We start from the raw sequence: 18,825 nt of genomic DNA, 5'->3' as shown, positions 1-18,825 counted from the left end.
TTTAAAAATCTGGCTGAATTAATGTTTGATTACTTACACGTATCTCTATCAATGGATTCAATTTCTCCTCAACATCAAAAACCTTAAGTTTGAGAAAAGATTCTTTTGAAGCATTGCTATTGACGACCAATTCAATTTTGTGCATTCTTTCTGAAGGAGATTCGGAAATTGAATTCAGCTCAAGTTTAATGGCGTTACTTACTAGTTCATTTTCTTTGTAAAGTCCAACAAATAATTCAAGCTCTTTTTCAGTTCGTGAAATTTTCTTTTCCTGAAGGATACTGACACGGAGAATATTTGAAACTATCTTCAGTTGGCTTTCATTTGTAATAATAGGCTTCACCTTTTTTGCAATAGCTTGCGTTTTCCTGTAGCTATTAATAACAGGAACTACCAACTCCTGCAAACTACCCCCGCCATGAACAAATTGATGGCCTACACCCTGCCTTTTATATCTATTCGTAGATTCCGGGGTTATAACAAAAAGCCCCTCAGCATCCTTAAATGCTGTCGTCGCTTTAAGTGGAATACAATGTCCAATCTTGGGTTTGATAGGATGATCAAGTATTTCATATCTATTATGTGCGTCTAAGGAAATCTCTCCCGAATTTGGCTCTTTGTCTTTATCTTCTACTTCCTGATCATTATAAAGAAAGCCGTGATCTGAGGTAATAAAAACCCGTGTCACATTGTAAGTATGATGGAGTTTATTGGCAAATTTAGCAAGTTCTTCTAGGGCTTCATCCACAGCCTTAAAAGTCCGGCGTTCAGAAGGTCTTTTATCCCCCGTCGAGTCAATCACATCATGATATACATAGACAAGCGGAGCTTTAAATATTTCTCTGGAATCTTTTAAAGGAATACTTTCAACCAAACTATATTGTACAGCCAATGCTTTATCAGTAAATTTATTTAATATTTGTAGCCGGTTTTCAATGCCATCTGATGAGACACCTTCGACACTGATTTTGCCATTATTAAATATTCTGGTTTTCCCAGGTAATAACTGTGCCATTCCTACACTTGTCTTTGAAGGAATAGATGCCAATTGGTGTCCGATTTCAGCCACGTTTTTATCATCCCCATGCATTCGTCCAAGCAGTTCCACTGCTGCCTCGTACCTAAGGGCATCTGAAATAACCACTACGGTTTTGACTTCCATCGCTTCTATTTCTCTTTTGAAAAAATCGTATTGCTTGGGTGATTTCAGGGCACTGTAGTCAAAATTAAATTCGGAAAGGCATTTTAGCCATTCTCGATTTAGCTTGTCAAGAAATCCATCGTACCGCTTATTAAGTAAAATGTAAAGTCTGTCCAAATCAATACTATCTGGAACAGATGTGATTTGTTTGTATTTGGAAATGGCCTTCCTGTATGATCGGTCAATCCCATTCCATGAGCTAGTATATTTACTGATATAATCATCGGGAGTATTGAGGGTATATCCTGCAATAGAATTGACCTGCAAAACTAAATGAGCCATTTGGACCACAAATCCTATAACGTAGTTGATATTTAAATCTAACTCGTGAGCTACTAATAAACCTTCTAGTTTTTGAATGACAGACTGTGGATTATAATCAATGTTATCAAGTTGGGCTAACAAAATAGACCAAACCATTTCTTCCGTCAGCAACCCATATTCTATCTCTGTCCCATACGCTTCTATCAGTTTCTGGCCTTTTATCCCTTTACCAGCCCAATCAAGAATTTCTTTAAATCGTCCGGATAACTGTGGGTGCTGGGATGACTCCTGCAGCATTTGCGTGATGTTAGTCAAAACCGACTTTTCTTTGATTTTCAGGTGTGCATAGGGATCCGCACTAGAAGTGTCCGCTATCCAATGTGTGATTTGGTTGTATCGGATCTTTTGGAGAAGATTACTCAGGGATTCCTGATTAAGCTCTTCATCCTGAAATCCAAAAAGTACTTTTAATTTCTTTTTAACGACTGGTAGTAAATCATTATCGCTTAACTTCTTATAAAACCTTTTCCATTCATTTTCCTTTTCCGGTTTAACCAACAATAGCATTTTCGCAATCAGAATTGGCCATGAAGTAGTCATTTTGAACTTCAAAAATGAAGAAATCAATCCCTGCTGTAATGAAGCTTCATCTAATTTATCAGCATATAATATTGGCCTGCAAACCTCTTGAGTAGAAGAATACTTTAATTCCTTCATGTATTTTTTTACAAGGTTCTTTTGACTTCTAGCCAAACCGAATTCTTCCAAAAATTCTTCTTCATCATCAAGAACTAATTCTTTATTTGCTTCAAGTAAGTCAAGCAAAGGAAACCCAAGATAATTCCCGGTTTTGTGGGGTGATTCAAATGGAAAGTAAAGGAATACTTTTTGATCCAACAATTCTCCATGGAGACTCACCTTCAGGTTGAAGAAATTATTTTCGTATTTAACAATAAGAATTTCTTCTAAATCTAATTTTTCTACTTCATTTTCAAACTCTTTGTACTTATCGAAATGAAATAATACTTTTAAATCAGGATTTTTCTCGAAATATTTTTTTATGAAATTATTTAACATCCGTTCATTAATAATTTTGATCTCCTACAATCTTCAATCGATATTATCATCGTCATCTTGATTATCATTTTCATACTTTTTTCTGTAATTAAACTTGTATTTGGTAAGGTCTACTTCATAAAGGCATATTTTACATTCATACTCTTCGTTGCCTTCAGTGACCAGCTGATTTCCACATGAATAGCAAAAGTGTTCTCTTTTTTCAAGGTGACCAAGTTTATTATCGATCTTATATTGAAGGTTTGGTGATATATTTCTGCCCACTTCGAGCAAATTATTTGCCCTCCTTTTATAAAGTTCATTTGAACAACAACATGTGCAGTGCTTACAAATATACATCCCATTACTGCACTTTTTTGAATCCCTACTATCGATTAACATATTACATCGGCCATTTAAACAATGTGTAAGATAAACCTCATGAGAATGTTGTCCGCAACTCTTGTTAGTACAGGTAAAGCGCGTGGTTAAATAAGCAGCAAAATTAGCAGACTCCAAGGGATGTAATAACTGATCACAGGACCTGCAATTTAATGCATCAAGTAGCTGACTCATTCTATTGATGGTTGAAACAAATTTATAGTAATTCCCTTTTGGAAAAACATTACCATTTTTTAATTTTTCATCGGAATTAATATTCAATATTCTGAGAAAATCTAATAAAGAATACTGTTTCCAGTTTTCACCATCTATGGCTGGCTCACAGTTTTTAAAACAAGGCTCATTTCTACACCACCAAAATTCCCTTTCAAATTTTTTATGCCTAATAATTGATTTTCTACCCTCACAATAGCTTATACCATTTGGGATATCTGTGCACACTTCATTTGCCAAATGGGGGTTATCATCAAATTTGTTGTCTGTGAAATTGATGAAGAACCTATTTTTTGCTGCAAACTCTTTAACCTCCTCGATAGACTTTGCTGACACACCCCAATGGCCTAAATCAGGATACCACTTCCTTCTTGGAAATGCTTTTATTTCCTTTACATATTTCTTAAAGTCTGAACTCCTTGCAGGAAAGCTTATACCCAAATAAAATTTCTCCTTGAAAGGCACTTTTCTAACAAATCCATTAAAAGGTTTTTGAAAGGAATACTTTAGTGTTGTCCTACCTCCACATTTAGGGAAATATTGATCAAGCTCAAAGTGACTAAGTTTTTTATTTCCGGCCTTCAAAAAAATAATGGATAATAAATCCTTTTCCATTAAAATTTTGGATTCCTTACCCAAATAGTATAAAAACTTGATAATCACATCAGCTGAAATATCTACTTTTTGAGATGGATAATCTTCGAGAATTAATTGGTATAAATCCCCATCAACTCGTGTCAATGAGTCCAAATGATCCAATGTAAGGTTAAAAACGCCAGTCTCTTTTAAATAAAATAATCTCTTTACTATTAAAGTTTGATCACTTGGTTGAAGATATACAAACTTCTTTTTAAGATAATCAAAGTCGAAGAATTCATCGTTAAAATCGTCGAAATACCAGATTAAAAAATTGTAGAATGGATTTCCGATTAAGCTTAAAGACTTAACCAATGACGTATCGTTTTGAAGAAAAAAACCAACCTCGGTAAAATATTTATCAAATTGGTTCTTCGTCTTTATTTCAAATTTTGAAGAAAGGGAGTCAAGGTATATACTAAAAAGATCTTCTATATTTATGATTCCCAATGACTCTGACCAGTTGGAGAAAGTAGCACTTAAATTTTTCTCACTATTACAGAACTGAACCAGATAGTTTCTGGGTAATATTTTCCCAAAACCTTTAACCCATGATTCAAAATAAACATCCTCATCATAGGCCGCATAAGTCAACTGATCCAACCGCTGAAATTGTTCCTCTTCAAGATGACAAGAGGCCATTTCAAGCACCCATTGAATTTCAGAAGAGGATAAAGAAGGAATTAAACGGCCTTTAAGAAATTCAAAAATTTCAGCCTCGTTTAAATACCTTTCTTTGAAAACTCGCTCCCAGTCTTTGAACTCCATTAAATTTTCAAATGCCAAAAAATCTGAATAAACCAATTGGCTAAAATGATGGCCTTGTTTGAACAACTCTACCTTAAACCTTTTTTCGGTGTTTTCAAGAATAAATTCTCGAAGTGATTTGACAGCCCCACCAAACTTTAATGGCTCCCAGTTATATACATCTGCAGATTTAGCCAATAATGAAGGTATAGATTTGTAAGTATTTTGTTCTTTGATAAATTCATGAAAAATATCCAAATAAAATTGGAAACCATAGGTATCCGTGGCTGATTCAATTAACCCTTTAAACAAAGCGAGAAGCTGTAGTTCTGGCAATTTATTCAGAATAGATTTTTTGATTTTTTCATCGTTTATATGCTTAATAAAAAACCCAAAGACTTCCTCATTCGTAATCTCAGGAAGTTTTCCATCCAGCCAAATAAGACATACCAATTCTGGAGCAGCTGCCTTTCTAATCGCTTTTTCTATCAATTTAATTAGCTCTTGATGGTACTCATCTGACAACTTTAAGCCGGAGACATCAAGCAGTTTACTGTATCCATCAAATTCCTTCCATGTATTTATTGCAGGCAAACCTTCCAAAATTAGGTTTACTTCCTGCACTTCAAGTTCAAAAAGACACTTTTCCAACTCATTTGATATTTCAGAAATATTGCCAGGCAAAAATCCTAGAGTCTTCTTGTAAAAAATTGCTTGATCCCAACCTAACTTATTTACAGGCCCCAAGTGCAAATTTAACAATTGAGGTAAGGTATCATGGGCATTGGGCTGCTGGGCTATACTTTTAAAAGCTTCTTCATCCAACTGATCGAAACAAAGGTCTAATTCTTCAATGGTTAGAGTAAATTCTTCATCAGGGGTTAGACCAAAAAGATAGAATTTCTTTTGCTTCCAAAGCTCAAACTTTTGGTGTACATCAATTAATTCATCAAATTTAAAAAATACCCTCTCACTGAATTCTTTGATATTGATACTATTTGGTGTATTGACAATATGGCTAAATAGTACCATAAACTGAATAAGATTTGCCCTATCAAATTCATCGTTCAAATAGCTTAAAACACTATCCGTGAATACTTCAGGCCCCACCTTTGACAATAGATCATCAAGGGCTATCTTCCTCAAACTTTTAGTTCTTTTGGCTTTTTTAATACCCCCCCTATTATTCTTAACAGGAATTTCAAAAGTATGAGTATCTGCCTGGGGAAAAAAACGCATGATAACATCAAAATCATCGACTCCTTGAATATCCCTCACATCATGAGCTTCCAATCTATTGTTTTTACTGTTCATTTTGGGATTAAACAAAAAAACATCCAATGGTTTGGCCTCTATATTATGCTTGAGAAAGTTGGACATATGTATGAAATATTCCTGGTCAAATGAAGCCTGGATCACCCCAAATCCCTTTTCTTGATCAAACCATTTAATAAGTCCAAACTCTAAATCATTTTCCATAAGACTTCAATTGAATTAATGCTTAAATTTTAATGAAGCTACAACAGATTTCCCATCAATATTCCAAATTCAAAAACATCATTTTGATGTTCTTTTAATCTACCTTTTAATTGATTTCTGGCTTCTGTACTTCCATTAATTTGATCCTTAGCTTCAATAAACTTTAATTTAAATATGACATATGTTTTATACCGTAAATCTAAGTAAACCCATTATTTATTTCCATGTCCCAATATGTTCAAATGAAATCTCATTGTTCATTCTTTCTCATTCGTTCAATAAACGCCTTTCCAAAAAATTTATCTGAAGCTCTTTCCAATTCACTTTGGGTGGGTCCAACATTCTCTGACCAAAGTTTCATTTGGTTCAAGAAATCATTTCCATAAATATTCAGGTCAAAATTTCTCCGCTCGTTTGAAAAGTCTTCAGAAACAGAATACTCTGATGCTTTTGCAAACAAATCTTCGATTGGCTGTATCTTTTTTTTATAGAGGGAATCTGAAACAACCCAGGTTTCACAATTGAATAGCATCAAATTAGTTAAAAGTCTTTGTACACGCTCCTCCTTTTGCTTAAAATACATATTAAAATATCCTTTTACTTTTTTTTCATCCTTGAGATTATAACCCATTAGAAGAATGCTATTTCCTCTAAATGGGAAAAAATTAATAAAAATGTGTGAAACCCTTTCCATATTTTTACCATACTTGGCGAGATATTCTTTCATTTCTTTAGAAGTGTCGTAGTTGAAAAATGATGAAAGACAAACATCTATTGTACACATTTTCCTAAAACTAAAGGAGTATGATCGCTTTGCATTATAAAGATCATACCAAATATCTTGTTCGATGAAGTTCAAGTCTTTTAATCCCAGTTTTTCATTTTCAACAAGTTTATTAAAATAACTGTAGCTAATTTTATCGGAATCTCTGGCGTAAATACATTTATACATTTCAAGGTTCACCATTTTTCTAAAAATCTCATTGTAAACAGTTCTTAAGGTAAAAAGTAAACAAGATTCGTAATCAGTGAAATCTATTTCAGAACCTTCAATTTTTTTGAAAAGCTCAGAATCATGTTTATTGCAAAAACAGTTGAAAGAAAAAGCTTGATTAATCCCGGTCCATTTAAATCTGAATTGGGGCTCTTTAAATTGATTGATTTCTTGTTCCCAAACATGTTGGTTTGTTGCAATTGATGATAATATGCCATTCTTTTGAAGAATATGAGAATTAATCGAAGGTTCATTACATTTAGGATGAAAACAGGTCTTAATTTTTTCAATTCCTTTATTTTTACATTCCAAAAAGTTCCTTGCCCTTTGGATTTCTTCCCTTTCCATAATTCTTTTAAGAAATAATGCTTCAACTTAAGTATGACTAAAAGATCGCCAAAAACTATAAATAAAAAAACCAACATGCTTAACATTGGTAGTTGAAATTTTATTTTATTTATTTCGCACCTCACTTCACCTTCCTCACTACCCCATCAAACAATGCATAATTCCTGGTCACACCATCATCCAGATCAAAAACAATCTGTCTATCTGCGACGTCTTTAAGCTTGAGGTCGTAGGATTCGCATTCGCTGAGGTTTTTGTGGAGCTTGTCCAAGAGACGGGGATCTTCGCGGCTGGATTCGAGACGGTCGATCTGGGAACGGAGGTGCTGCAGGTGGGGCATTAGGTAATTGGATCTGATTTTCTCTACGGTGAAGGCATTCATACGGTGCATATAGGTTAGTACTTGAAAAGCTCCTTTCTCAGAACTGAATAACCAATAGATAGGCTTCTTCTTATACTTCTTACAGTGGTCGGCCCAGAATTTTTTGACCAAGTAGGATTCCAGATCCTCGTCCAGACATTCCTGCAAGAAGTTTAGGTTTTGGGTTAGTGTTTCCGAACCCCAGACCACTTCCATAAAATACCTTACTCGCTGAAAGACATCATCAGCAAAAGTACAAGCTGTACCCATTAGTGGGATAATCCCATCCTCGTCGATCTCGACAGTAAACCCATTATGGTTGTAGGATGCCAGTTCTACCTCTTCTGGTTCCGGATGGGCGATGTTCAGTCCGGGCTTATCCAAGCGGTAGCGACCCATATTCACCCCTATGATATAGGAGATCAGCTGCTTCATGACCACATCTTTCTTAATGGGAAGCTCATAGCCGTCAGGAATCAGAGGCAAACCCTCGTCCTTTGCCTTAATTCCTATTCCCTTTTCTCTTAACCAAGCTTCCTGCTTTTCCAGCTTTATAAAGTCCAATTCTTCTTGAAGGATGGTGATTTCTTTCAGAGATACCTCGTAGTCAAGATCTTCTTGTAAGCCATAGATATGGATAAATACAAGGTTTAGTGCCTCCTCATTTCGATGTAACTCAAAAAAATTTTCACTGGCTTTTTGTAACCAATTTTTGAGGGCTGTATTTAAATTCTGTGAATTATTTAAAAAAGAATAATTTTGAAAGTTCCATGAAATTTCATTACCATCCCAATCATTTTTACTAATACCAATAATTTTATCAACTAAATTTATGATTTTACTTGTATCTGAAGGAAAAATAAAAGGAACATTACTGATCTGGCCGACCTCATAATTAAATGATTGATTTATTGAATCAATTAAAGGGACTTTTAATTTTGAATTTAATAAACCAATCAAATAGAAAACTTTTTCCTTTTCTCCAAAAAATGAACAACCTGAAACATCAAAAATAAAGCCTTTGGGGTAGTATCTTAATGCAAGTCCTGATGCGGTCATTTTGGACCAAGAACCAGATTCCTTGAAATAATATTGCGTGTTTTGAGCTCTGGATCTTACCTTCCCTTTATCATTTCTAAAATTCTTAATTTCCTTCCCTTCTTTTGACCAATTAACAACAAAATTATGATTTCCATACCATTTTCTATACAAACCACCACTATTATACGGGTACCATTTTTTTTCTTTTTCAAATCCATACAATCCCAATGAATCTATTGATACTTCATGCCAAGACCTTCGGAAGTTATCATTATCACCAGTTGCAAGTCCTTGCTTAACGGACAAATAATCTTTCACTTTTTTATTTTCTTCATAAATTTTGAAGACTTTTTCTGGTAGCCAAAAGGCAATAGGATTATTATCAATTTTTAAAAAAAATCTTTGGTCTCTATTAAAGGAATTAAAGTCTTTGTCAAAAAACCATTTTTCCTTTTGCTTAACTGAATCAACAGTAACCTTTTCTCTAAATAAATTCCGATAGATTCCTTTAAATTCATTATTTTTTTCATTCGAAAGTATAAATGAAGTTGATCCAAAATCAACTCCAAAGACACCCCTTCCGAAATTAAGTAAAGATTCAATTCTAAGATTTAGCAAAATTCTTTTCCTTAATTCTGAAAAGGAAATTGTAAACAACCATGATGGTGGAGTAATTAGGCCGATTTTACCTTTTAATTTAATTAAATAAGTTAATCTGTCGATAAAAATTGAGTATAAATCAGTTTTGGAATCATTAAAGTATTTTAAGGCGAAGTCTTTAAGACTATTGTTCATATTTGATTGCCCCAAATATGGAGGATTTGCTGCAATGGCTTCATAATTTTGGGATAATATGATTGCAATTGAAACAAAGGGAGCCATTTTACTTTTTAGTGCTTGCATTCCAAAATTTTGGAAACTCTGATTTTGAAGTTCTTTAAAACGCTTAACAATAAAATCTCTTGTGGTTTCGCTGAGTTTGATGAGCATAGCAGAACCAATATTTTGGGATTCCTGCATCAGTTTAAGAACTGCTGTTAATTCTTCCTCATAATCAAGCCCATCTTTCCCCAAGAAATCCAATACTTCCTGCCTGCTAAAGGGATAGGGTTCCGGCATGGCATAGACCTGTGGCATCCAGCCTTTTTGCAATACCTCTGGATACCGCTTAGCAGCCTTCAAAAGCACAGCAAACTTTGCGAGTTGGGCAGCGCGATTATCTATATCCAAACCGAAGAGGTTGTTTTTCAAGATGCTTTCAACAGCTTCCTCGGGTGTATAGAGCTCTTCCATATACATGGCATAGAGCAAGTCAAACCCTTCTACCAAAATATGACCTGACCCTACGGCAGGATCCAAGAGTTTGAGATTGGCTACTTCGGAGATGATAGGGTCTTGCTTTTGGGCTTCATCGGCGATCAGGTATTTCATCTCGTCCTTGATCCGGGAATCAGGGTTTAGGTCCAGCCAAAGTTTACCGACCGAGTTCTGCACCATGTATTTCACGATCCAGTTAGGCGTAAATATCTGGGTGGCGGCAGGTATATCCCTGGCCTCAGCTTTTTTTTTCTTCTTGAAAGAGGCAAAAACCTCATCCTTACGCTCTGATATATAGAACTGGTACAGCCATCCTATCAGTTCTACTTTTTGATAGTCCTCATCGGATATGGCATCGGTGGTATTGAGGAGATGGACAAAGCCGTCTTTTTCCAGGATATCATCCGGAAGCAGTAGCTCAGTATAATCATCCAACCGTCCAAAAATAAATTTCAGCAATTGATGTTGCCCGCAATACCCCGTCAGGAGAATGGCAAAGGATTCCTTTTCCTTGTTGTAATTGGTAATGACTTTTTGCAACCGTTGCTTTTCCTGACTATTTAAAAAATCCACCTGACCCCTTCTGGCTTTCACTAGAATGGATGGGGTACTTGAATCTCCTTCAAATTCCAGTTGGGACTGATCATATTTGTTTTTGGAAAGAATGCGGATGGCCATTATCCTATTGAACCATGTATAAGCTGCTTCTTCCACCACGGTTTCTATTCCCTTTTTGTCTACAGCATCTTTAAGCGCTGACCACTTTTTGGGTACACTCGGATCATCATGTCCCTCCCCTCGAAACAGGTATCCACCTTCAAGGGGTATGGGTTGTTCCAGCACTTTTCCTTTGTCATCAAATCCCCAATACAATAATTTCTGTGCTACACCTTTGATTAAAAGTCTCCTACTCTTCTGTGAAAAAGTCTTTAAATTCATGGAATTGGGTTTATTTGATAATGATGGTTTTATTAGCTTGAAGCATAGCTTTCATCTCAGCTTTGACTTTGGTGATATAGGCTTCAAGCTCTTCTTCATTGTTAATGGTCGCTTTTACATTGGTGATAAAGTATACTTGAGGTTCATTGACTTTGATGCCCTGACCCGGAGTTGCTACTTTTTGACTTGCAAACTGAATTATTCTTCGAATTTCATCTGTCTTGAACTGGGCTACTTCCGAAGCTTTGAGTTTCAGTTGGGTAATGGAGGATAGCTTGTTAATAGTTGAAATGGTTTTATCCTGATCGGCAAAAACATTACCTTCTTTTACCTCAAGATTTTCTGCTTCCTGATTCAGTTCCTCAAAGACTTTTTCATACTTGGATACCACTTCATTTTTAAGGTTAGCAATCCAATCCTTGATTTCTTCCTTGAGTTCCTTGTAGGCCTTGATGATATGGCGCAAGTCATGTCTTGGATCTTCACTGAGTAGGAATTCATCAATTTTCTCTCCTTTCTCTAATCCTTCTACAGATAGCTCCCGGATATTCTCTTTGTTGTTTTTGTAAAAATCCCTGATCCCATCATAATCCTGCCTGGCTCTTCCCATCAGTTCGGCCATGGACTTGGCAAGATCATAGCTGGATTTGAGTGCTTCTTTTTGCTCTTCCAGTCTTTTGAAAAGGGTGAGGGGATTTCTGATGGCCCGAAATCCATCCAGCTTTTTTCTGAACTCATGAAATACAATCCCAAAAGGATATGCACCGAAGTAGACTTCTTCTTCTTTGGCGTAGTCCTTATCCAGCTTATCCAATTTATCTTTGATAAAGTCAAAAAGCTCGTTGCCATTGCTGGTTTTTTTGATTTCATCATTGAAAACCTGTTTGTATAGAATGCTTACTTCATCGATGGTACTCTGTGGTATTTCCTCCCCAGCTTTTACGATGCATATGGCCCTTTCCGAAGTTTTCATTGCATGCTCTATAAAAGACTTTGCAGGAAATCTCGGAGAATTCTGATAAACAAACTCTCGTTTTTTCTTTCCTTCAAGGTTATACAGGACGTGCAACACCGATTCGAATTTCCACCCAAATGGTTCTTTTTCAAAAGCTTTGATGATATCCTCTACCGTACATTCGTCGCCATGGGCTGTAATCCAGTCATTGATTTCCTGCTCTGCCGTATCCAATCCCAAATCCTGTTGAACCGGATGTTTAATGATCTCCCTGAGCTCATTTTGGTTTTTGGCATAACGCTCCGAAGACTTATTTTTATGATAGACTTTTTCGAGGTGCTTGATAATGGCATTTTTGAATCGTTCTGGAGGTTGGACTCCATTGACCTCAGATGCATCTACGAGCTTTTGCCCCAGGACAAAATCCGTTTCCTGAAATTTGCTTTCAAGCCTGCGGTTGATTTTTTCTCTCAAAGCATCATTACGAACCCTGAAGTTCTCGATGGTTCTTGCTCTTTCTCCGGAAGCCGAATCGGAGTTGTTGGCAAAAAACTTGATGGTCTTGACATACCATTCAAAATCCCTTTTGAGCTCCGCATCTGACATAAACCATTGGGAAATACCCACCATAATATCGAGACCGGAATTCATCAGTGCTTTCTGATGAAGTTCCCCTTTGTCAAATAGCAATACTTTAATCTTGAAGTCCCCGTTTCTGAAGATTTCCTTATCATCTATCCAATAAGAAATTTTAAAGTCATTGTTGGCAAAGGCGATTTTATTGGAATTGAAATTGACCAACCTTCTAAAAAATGAATCAAACTCAGACCAGCTGTCTTCTGAAGTAGGGTAGTGGTTTTTGATAATATTCTGCACATCAATTTCATCTTCATTGAAAAAGAAATATTTTCCTTTTTCCTCCCGAATGATACTTTCCTCAACCAATCGGTCAAGTACTTCTTTGATTTTGGTCTGAAGCTGCATCTTGTTTTGATCCAGCTTGTCCATCATCAGGATAGTCATGTTTTCTATATTGGAAGCAAAAGTCAGCTTAATCCCATCTGCCAGATTGGAAATCATGAAAAGCGTCCTGACTACTCTTTGAGCAAAATTATTCTGTGTTACATAAGGCAAAGTCATTGCATTGTTAATGGCTCTTCCACCTCTTTGCGTCAGGTTTTGTTGAAGCTGCTTATTGAAGAATTTATCAAATGGAATGAATTCACCTACTGCAATATTTTCGTTTTCTTTTACTGTAAAATGAGTGATACCCAACAAGGATCTTTCATTATCTTTTACCTGCTTGATCACAAAGCCAAGATTCTGAAATGCATCAAATACATGGGAAATCAGTTTGAACTGATAAGGAACAAAAGGATAGGCCAATTCAAATGATTTGAGGTTTTCGTAGCCCTTGTAAAGTTCGTGCCTGACCTTAAACTGATTGTGAATATAATCCTTATTCTCCTGGTAGATTTTCCCCAGGGTTTCAATTCCTTTACTGTTTTTATCCAGGATTCTCTTTTGGGTAATAAAAGAAGCATCATTGGATTGAAGGGAAATTCTGGTATCGAACCTTCCGAGAATTTTCCCGAACTCGTCCTTAAGGTCTTCTGTACCATCTGTTCCCATCGACACCTCTTCCAACGTCTGCTGGGCCGTACAGGCAATCCAAACCTGATTGTTCAGCTCCTCACTGACCCTTTCGATGATGTTCTGGTAATTGAGTAGGATTTCTTTGTTTGTTCCGATGTATTGTGAAATTTCATCTACAAGGAATAGTAGCCTATAATCCTTCGCCTTTGAACTGACATATTCTTTAAGTTCTGGGATCAGCACACCTTCAATATCCACCTTAAAAGTATCCGGATTGGAAAGTTTATTGTGAAGTGAAACAATATCCATTTCGGGAACCAACTTCTTGGCAAGTTCCAAAATGCTGTCCAATTCGAAAGAGGCTATGCTAGCCGCTTCTGCAGTCCAATCATCATATCCAAGTTCGTCATGAACAAGTTTTTTAAATTCCTCAAACTTTCCTTTTTTATCCAGGTATTTCTCAAATAATAGCGCCAAAGGAATTTCATTGGCATTATACCCCCTATGCTTATTTAGCATATCCAAAAACACCCTGGTTAACCGCTGCTTGGACGATCCGTCATCAGTGACATCTTCCACATTGAACATGATGTCCTCTATTTGCGATGCCAGCACTTTCTTTTTCAGCAAAGAAATATTACTTACTGTAATATCCTCATTTTTTCCGGCCTTTGTAGTGTCATATCTAGATGCAGCTTCAATATAGTGAGCAAAAGCCTCTTCGAGAGTATCTTGGTTCAAACAATAGTGGGCGTACTTGATAAAGTGGGATTTACCAGATCCATAATACCCATTGATCCAAATCCCCGTTTTCCCTAAGCGTTTATTGACTACCGTATCCAGGAGAACATACATGTTTTCCAGGATTTCATCTGTAAAAATGTACTCTTTAATTTCTTGCTTAACTGTATCCGCCTTTTGATTCCCAACAACAACCGCAGAGTTGATTTCTCTATGGATGTCTTTTTCAAAAATTTCTTTGATCTGCATATCAATCATTGATTAGTGTGGTGGCACGATAAAGATTTTCATCTTTTATCAATCCAAAAAGGTTGTATGCGGGTTTAACTTTACCCGGATAGAATACTATCATTTTATATTTCCCTACGTTCTTTTCAAAATTATTCAGGAATTTACTGGTTCTCAGATAAGGGAAAATTGCTCCCCAACCATACAAGAACACATATGCCACTTCATGTTCGATGGAATTTTCCAGGTGTTCCGTGATCCGTTGGTGTACCCAATCAAAGAACTTCCCGTCATTGGCATCTTTGGTTAATGCCTTGTGGACCTTATCAGCCTTGGTTATTTCGGAGTCAAGGTAAAACGCTAATTTTTTCTTCTTTCCAAAGTTGGCATATTCTAAATATTGGAGAAATTCCTGGAATATATCCAAGGTCATGACATTCAGATAATTATTAGGCCTGTATAACCTATCCTTCATGTCTTGAATTTCCCTTCTTATTTTGTATTCATCTTTCGGATCATACCCATACATATATACAGGCCAAAAGAGCTTTGCAGTCTGTGGATCCTGAAAGTCCTTATTGGCTAACTTTTGATACAATTCTGCTATGGTCATATCAATTTTTCCCTTTCTGTTTTGGAGAGTAGGCAGGCTTCCAGGAACCATGAGTCACCATTTTTAATAAAGTATTTCCAAAAAGTGGGGGGTTGATCTAAAGGTTTTGTGATCTCTGATTTTTTCAGTAGTCCAGCTTCTTTAAGACTTCTTAAGAAGTTTGAAGTAATATTGCTTTTTGTTCTTTCAGACCATCCTTCAACAATTTCATTGGAGGAACCCAATTCTACTATCCTCATCTGTACGTCAAATTTATCAATCTTCCGCTCCATTTTTTTCCATTTGGCAATGACCACTTCGAATTGAAGGTCTAATGCGATGGGGTATGCCTTTAGAATCAAATAAAATAGCAAGATTCTCTTTTGAGCATCATTGGCCTCAGAATAAAAATCCCAAAAATCGGCAGGGGCAAATTTAAGTCTTCTTCGGATATCGGTCAATATCCTTTCTCTAGATGATTCCGTTTTGATGCCAAGTACATTGTTTTCTTTAGATTCTTTAATGAGCTCTTTTTCAATTCCATCTGATTTCAAAATAGGTAAAAGTGCCTCAAATTGTGGTTGAAATAAAGATCCAATAGTTAAAGCAATGAAAGTTGTGTTGGTCATGTTAAAATTTAAGCTTGTGGTAAAAATAGCTTTTTAGAGCCGAAAGGCAATACAAATGATTTTAAAGGTAAAACCTACAGTTAAATGATGCGATATCTTACTAATTCTTTCTGTTTGATTTTCTAATTCTTAGTTTTCCCTTCTTTCATGACTAGGTTCAATCAGGTTTTGAGTGGGAATTCTCAGATGGAAGCATATCTTTACAAAAAATCATCTTTCACCTTTATGACCTACATCAAAACCGTCGGTTTAGAAAACTTCCGACTTTTCAAGGATAAGACAGTATTTGATCTGGCTCCTATCACGATTTTGACGGGCATAAACAGTTCTGGGAAGAGCTCGCTGATCAAGTCGTTTCAATTATTTAAATCAAGTCTGGAACAGACAGGAAACCTAGACAATTTATCATTTTTACGGGGCAATCATAATTTGGGAAACTTTTCAAAAGCAGTCCACGAAGACAGTGAAAAAAAAGAGATGAAGTTCGCTTTCGATTTTCCTGTTTGGGGTATTACAGAAAAGACCTTTTTGGAATTGACCTATACCGCATCGAATAAAGAGGCGGAAGATGGTCATCTTTCTTTCCTAAGAATTTATCTAGATCAAGGAGAAGATATTTTTATTTATAACTCAAAGGGGTGGAAAAAAGGTGATGAAACGACGCATAAAGCTTTTTACTTTAATCTGCCATTTCTTATCCCTTATTGTTTGCAAAAGCTTAAAGAGGAGGAATGGGAAGAGCCAAACATAAAATACGAAGAGACTGACCTTCCCCGGTGGATAAAACCTAAAAACGATGATCTATTTAAGTCATCTCTAAGTGGCTTTTTTGATTTTGAAGACAACTGGAAATACATGAAATGGGATTTCGAAGAAGAAATTTTCATGGATTACAATTCGATAATACCTGAGGAAAAGTCCAAAATTAAAAAGGTAATGGAAGATGCTTGGTTTGACGGAATTGATGCTACGATTATTAGTTTACATGATTTTTCTATTTTGGATGGTATAGAATTTGGCATAAGTGAAATAATAACTGAGATTGGAAACAAAAAACCTAAATTCTTACTAGGTGGGGATGAATTTGAAAATAAGCCAACTTATAATTTTTCAACCTTAGGTGAAATAGTTTTTAATAAAATTTTGATCAAATCGATTCTTAATGGAATCTCTGATTTTGAAAGTTCGTTGAAAACAATTGAGCATTTGTCATCGATAAGGGCAAATTCCGATAGGCTATATTCAAATCATTCGGATATTTTTGGCATCAACGAACTGCTGAGGGAATTTTCCAAAATAAAATTAAAGAAAGGATCTGCCATTTTTGACTTCATTATTGAGTCTTTACAGAAATTTAATTTAGGTGAAGAAATTATAATAAAAAGAACGCAAGGTATAGCGTCCGAGGTTTTTGTCAAAAGAAATGGGAAGGAGTATTTGCTGGCTGATTTGGGTTTTGGTTATACCCAACTTCTTCCTATTGTTCTCAAAATAGCAATAATTGCCCATCAAGCTCATTTTTATCCTGGAGCGGAAGACAGGCCACCGACAGTATTTCTTCTAGAAGAACCAGAAAGCAACCTCCATCCATCTTACCAGTCCAAATTGGCGGAATTGATTGTAGAAGCCGCATCGTTATTCAACATTCAATTTATCGTAGAAACTCATAGTGAGTACCTGATCAGAAACCTGCAATACCTCACTGCTACTAAAAAAATCAAGCCGAGAGATACCAAAATCTACTATTTTCACCAACCCGGTTCTGAGGATTTCAAGAAGGCCCCTTATCGAGTGATTGAAATTGGGGATGATGGCCGGCTATCCAATGAGTTTGGTGAAGGGTTTTTTGACGAGATACCGAGGTTATTGGCATTTTTATATAATACCAATTTCAACTGATGAAAGCCATCCCTTCCCATATTTTGACTGATCTAGCATCAGTCCTACAGCTACATTCAATTATGGAAGAAGCTTTTGACAAAAGGAATTTTTCCAGTGTGGCAAGCTTTGATGCAATCCGGAAAGCTTTCGATAACTATTGTATCAGCTTTTTGAATAATCAGAAAATTGATAAAGATGAGATTTCAAAAAATATTTTTCTTAGATCCATAATGGAGAACTATGCTTCAGGAAGAAAAAACATCAGACTATTACAAAATGCTGCAGAACTATCAAACGGATACAGTTCTTTGGAGAATAATTTTTTGTTTCAGCTGTCCATAGACCTCGCATCCAATTTTCAAGAAGCAAAGACCGATCTTACTTTTAAATCCATGCCTAAAGATTGGGACAGGTATTTCAAAGTTCCGAAAAATAATTTCACCATTGGTGGAATTGCCTCAGAATTCGTTGGTTGGCAAAATCTGGGGCTAGATAAACTACCTATTAGCAGTCTATACATCATTGACCCGTATTTTCTAAAAGAAAGGAAACTGGCTGAGATCAATTTACCGGAAATTATTAAAGGTTTGATTGGAAATAGAAGTAATGTAAAAGAGATTGAAATTGCACTCTTTGTCAAATTAGACAGAAATAATCCAAGATTCACAAAGACCAAAGAAGATAATTTCCAAAAACTAAATGAAATATTGAAGAACCTGTATCCTAACAAAAAATTTACATCATCTATACTTTACATACCGGAATCCAAAATGCATGACAGGTATTTATTCACCAATTTCTACTACCTATCGAGCGGAAAAGGCTTCAATGTTTACAATGAAAAGAAAAAGCTTGATCAACAAAAATCCAATAACCTCGATATTCTGCTTTTAGCAGAACCCAAATCCTTCAAAGCCTTTTTGAAAAGACTGTTGGAAATAAAAAATTGGATAGATGGTTCAACAATGACAATTGAGTATTCCGGTGAACTGCCAAAAAAACTCTTTTCAGTCCTATAAATCCCCTTTTTTTACCAATACGACCTTTAAAAATATAATCAGAACCTTTACCAGATCAAGTATTGTTCTGAGAGAAAAAATAAGGCTCTAACATCTGTTTAATTTTGTCTAAAATTTTCTTTTAAAAAAAATTCCATTTTCCGTTATTTCCTCAATAGAATTAAAAAATTACCTACACCAATAGGT

The 18,825-nt window shown here is 35.8% G+C and carries 9 protein-coding genes; 2 read left to right on the top strand and 7 right to left on the bottom strand.

Annotated features, from left to right (window positions below; genetic code table 11):
• Position 1: 1 nt before the first annotated feature.
• The 7 genes from pglZ to AC13EX_RS19170 form a co-directional block, all read right to left on the bottom strand.
• Positions 2-2,542: a BREX-1 system phosphatase PglZ type A gene (gene pglZ, locus AC13EX_RS19200; protein WP_482893940.1), complete on the bottom strand. Its 2,541-nt coding sequence runs from the start codon at positions 2,540-2,542 to the stop codon at positions 2-4.
• Between the two features lie 33 nt (positions 2,543-2,575).
• Positions 2,576-5,998: a S1 domain-containing protein gene (locus AC13EX_RS19195; protein WP_482893939.1), complete on the bottom strand. Its 3,423-nt coding sequence runs from the start codon at positions 5,996-5,998 to the stop codon at positions 2,576-2,578.
• Positions 5,999-6,248: 250 nt separating this feature from the next.
• Complete coding sequence (locus AC13EX_RS19190) at positions 6,249-7,340, bottom strand: hypothetical protein (RefSeq protein WP_482893938.1); 1,092 nt, start codon at positions 7,338-7,340, stop codon at positions 6,249-6,251.
• A gap of 121 nt (positions 7,341-7,461) precedes the next feature.
• Positions 7,462-10,998, bottom strand: a complete 3,537-nt coding sequence (pglX, locus tag AC13EX_RS19185; protein WP_482893937.1) for a BREX-1 system adenine-specific DNA-methyltransferase PglX — start codon at positions 10,996-10,998, stop codon at positions 7,462-7,464.
• Positions 10,999-11,008: 10 nt separating this feature from the next.
• Complete coding sequence (brxC, locus tag AC13EX_RS19180; RefSeq protein ID WP_482893936.1) at positions 11,009-14,539, bottom strand: BREX system P-loop protein BrxC; 3,531 nt, start codon at positions 14,537-14,539, stop codon at positions 11,009-11,011.
• Between the two features lies 1 nt (position 14,540).
• A complete protein-coding gene (locus AC13EX_RS19175) occupies positions 14,541-15,131 on the bottom strand; it encodes a BREX protein BrxB domain-containing protein (RefSeq protein ID WP_482893935.1) in 591 nt (196 codons plus the stop codon).
• A complete protein-coding gene (locus tag AC13EX_RS19170; RefSeq protein WP_482893934.1) occupies positions 15,128-15,739 on the bottom strand; it encodes a BrxA family protein in 612 nt (203 codons plus the stop codon). Before AC13EX_RS19170 ends, AC13EX_RS19175 begins: the two co-directional genes overlap by 4 nt.
• A 147-nt stretch (positions 15,740-15,886) precedes the next feature.
• Between AC13EX_RS19170 and AC13EX_RS19165 the strand changes: the two genes are divergently transcribed.
• A complete protein-coding gene (locus AC13EX_RS19165) occupies positions 15,887-17,638 on the top strand; it encodes a DUF3696 domain-containing protein (RefSeq protein WP_482893933.1) in 1,752 nt (583 codons plus the stop codon).
• Positions 17,638-18,639 (top strand): hypothetical protein, encoded by a 1,002-nt coding sequence (locus AC13EX_RS19160; protein WP_482893932.1) that lies wholly within the window; start codon positions 17,638-17,640, stop codon positions 18,637-18,639. The genes AC13EX_RS19165 and AC13EX_RS19160 overlap by 1 nt, the downstream gene beginning before the upstream one ends.
• The last annotated feature ends 186 nt before the right edge of the window (positions 18,640-18,825 follow it).

This window comes from Cyclobacterium sp. L-R (assembly GCF_056859355.1).
The sequence above is the reverse complement of the archived record's forward strand: the minus strand, read 5'-3'. Positions and strand labels throughout refer to the sequence as shown.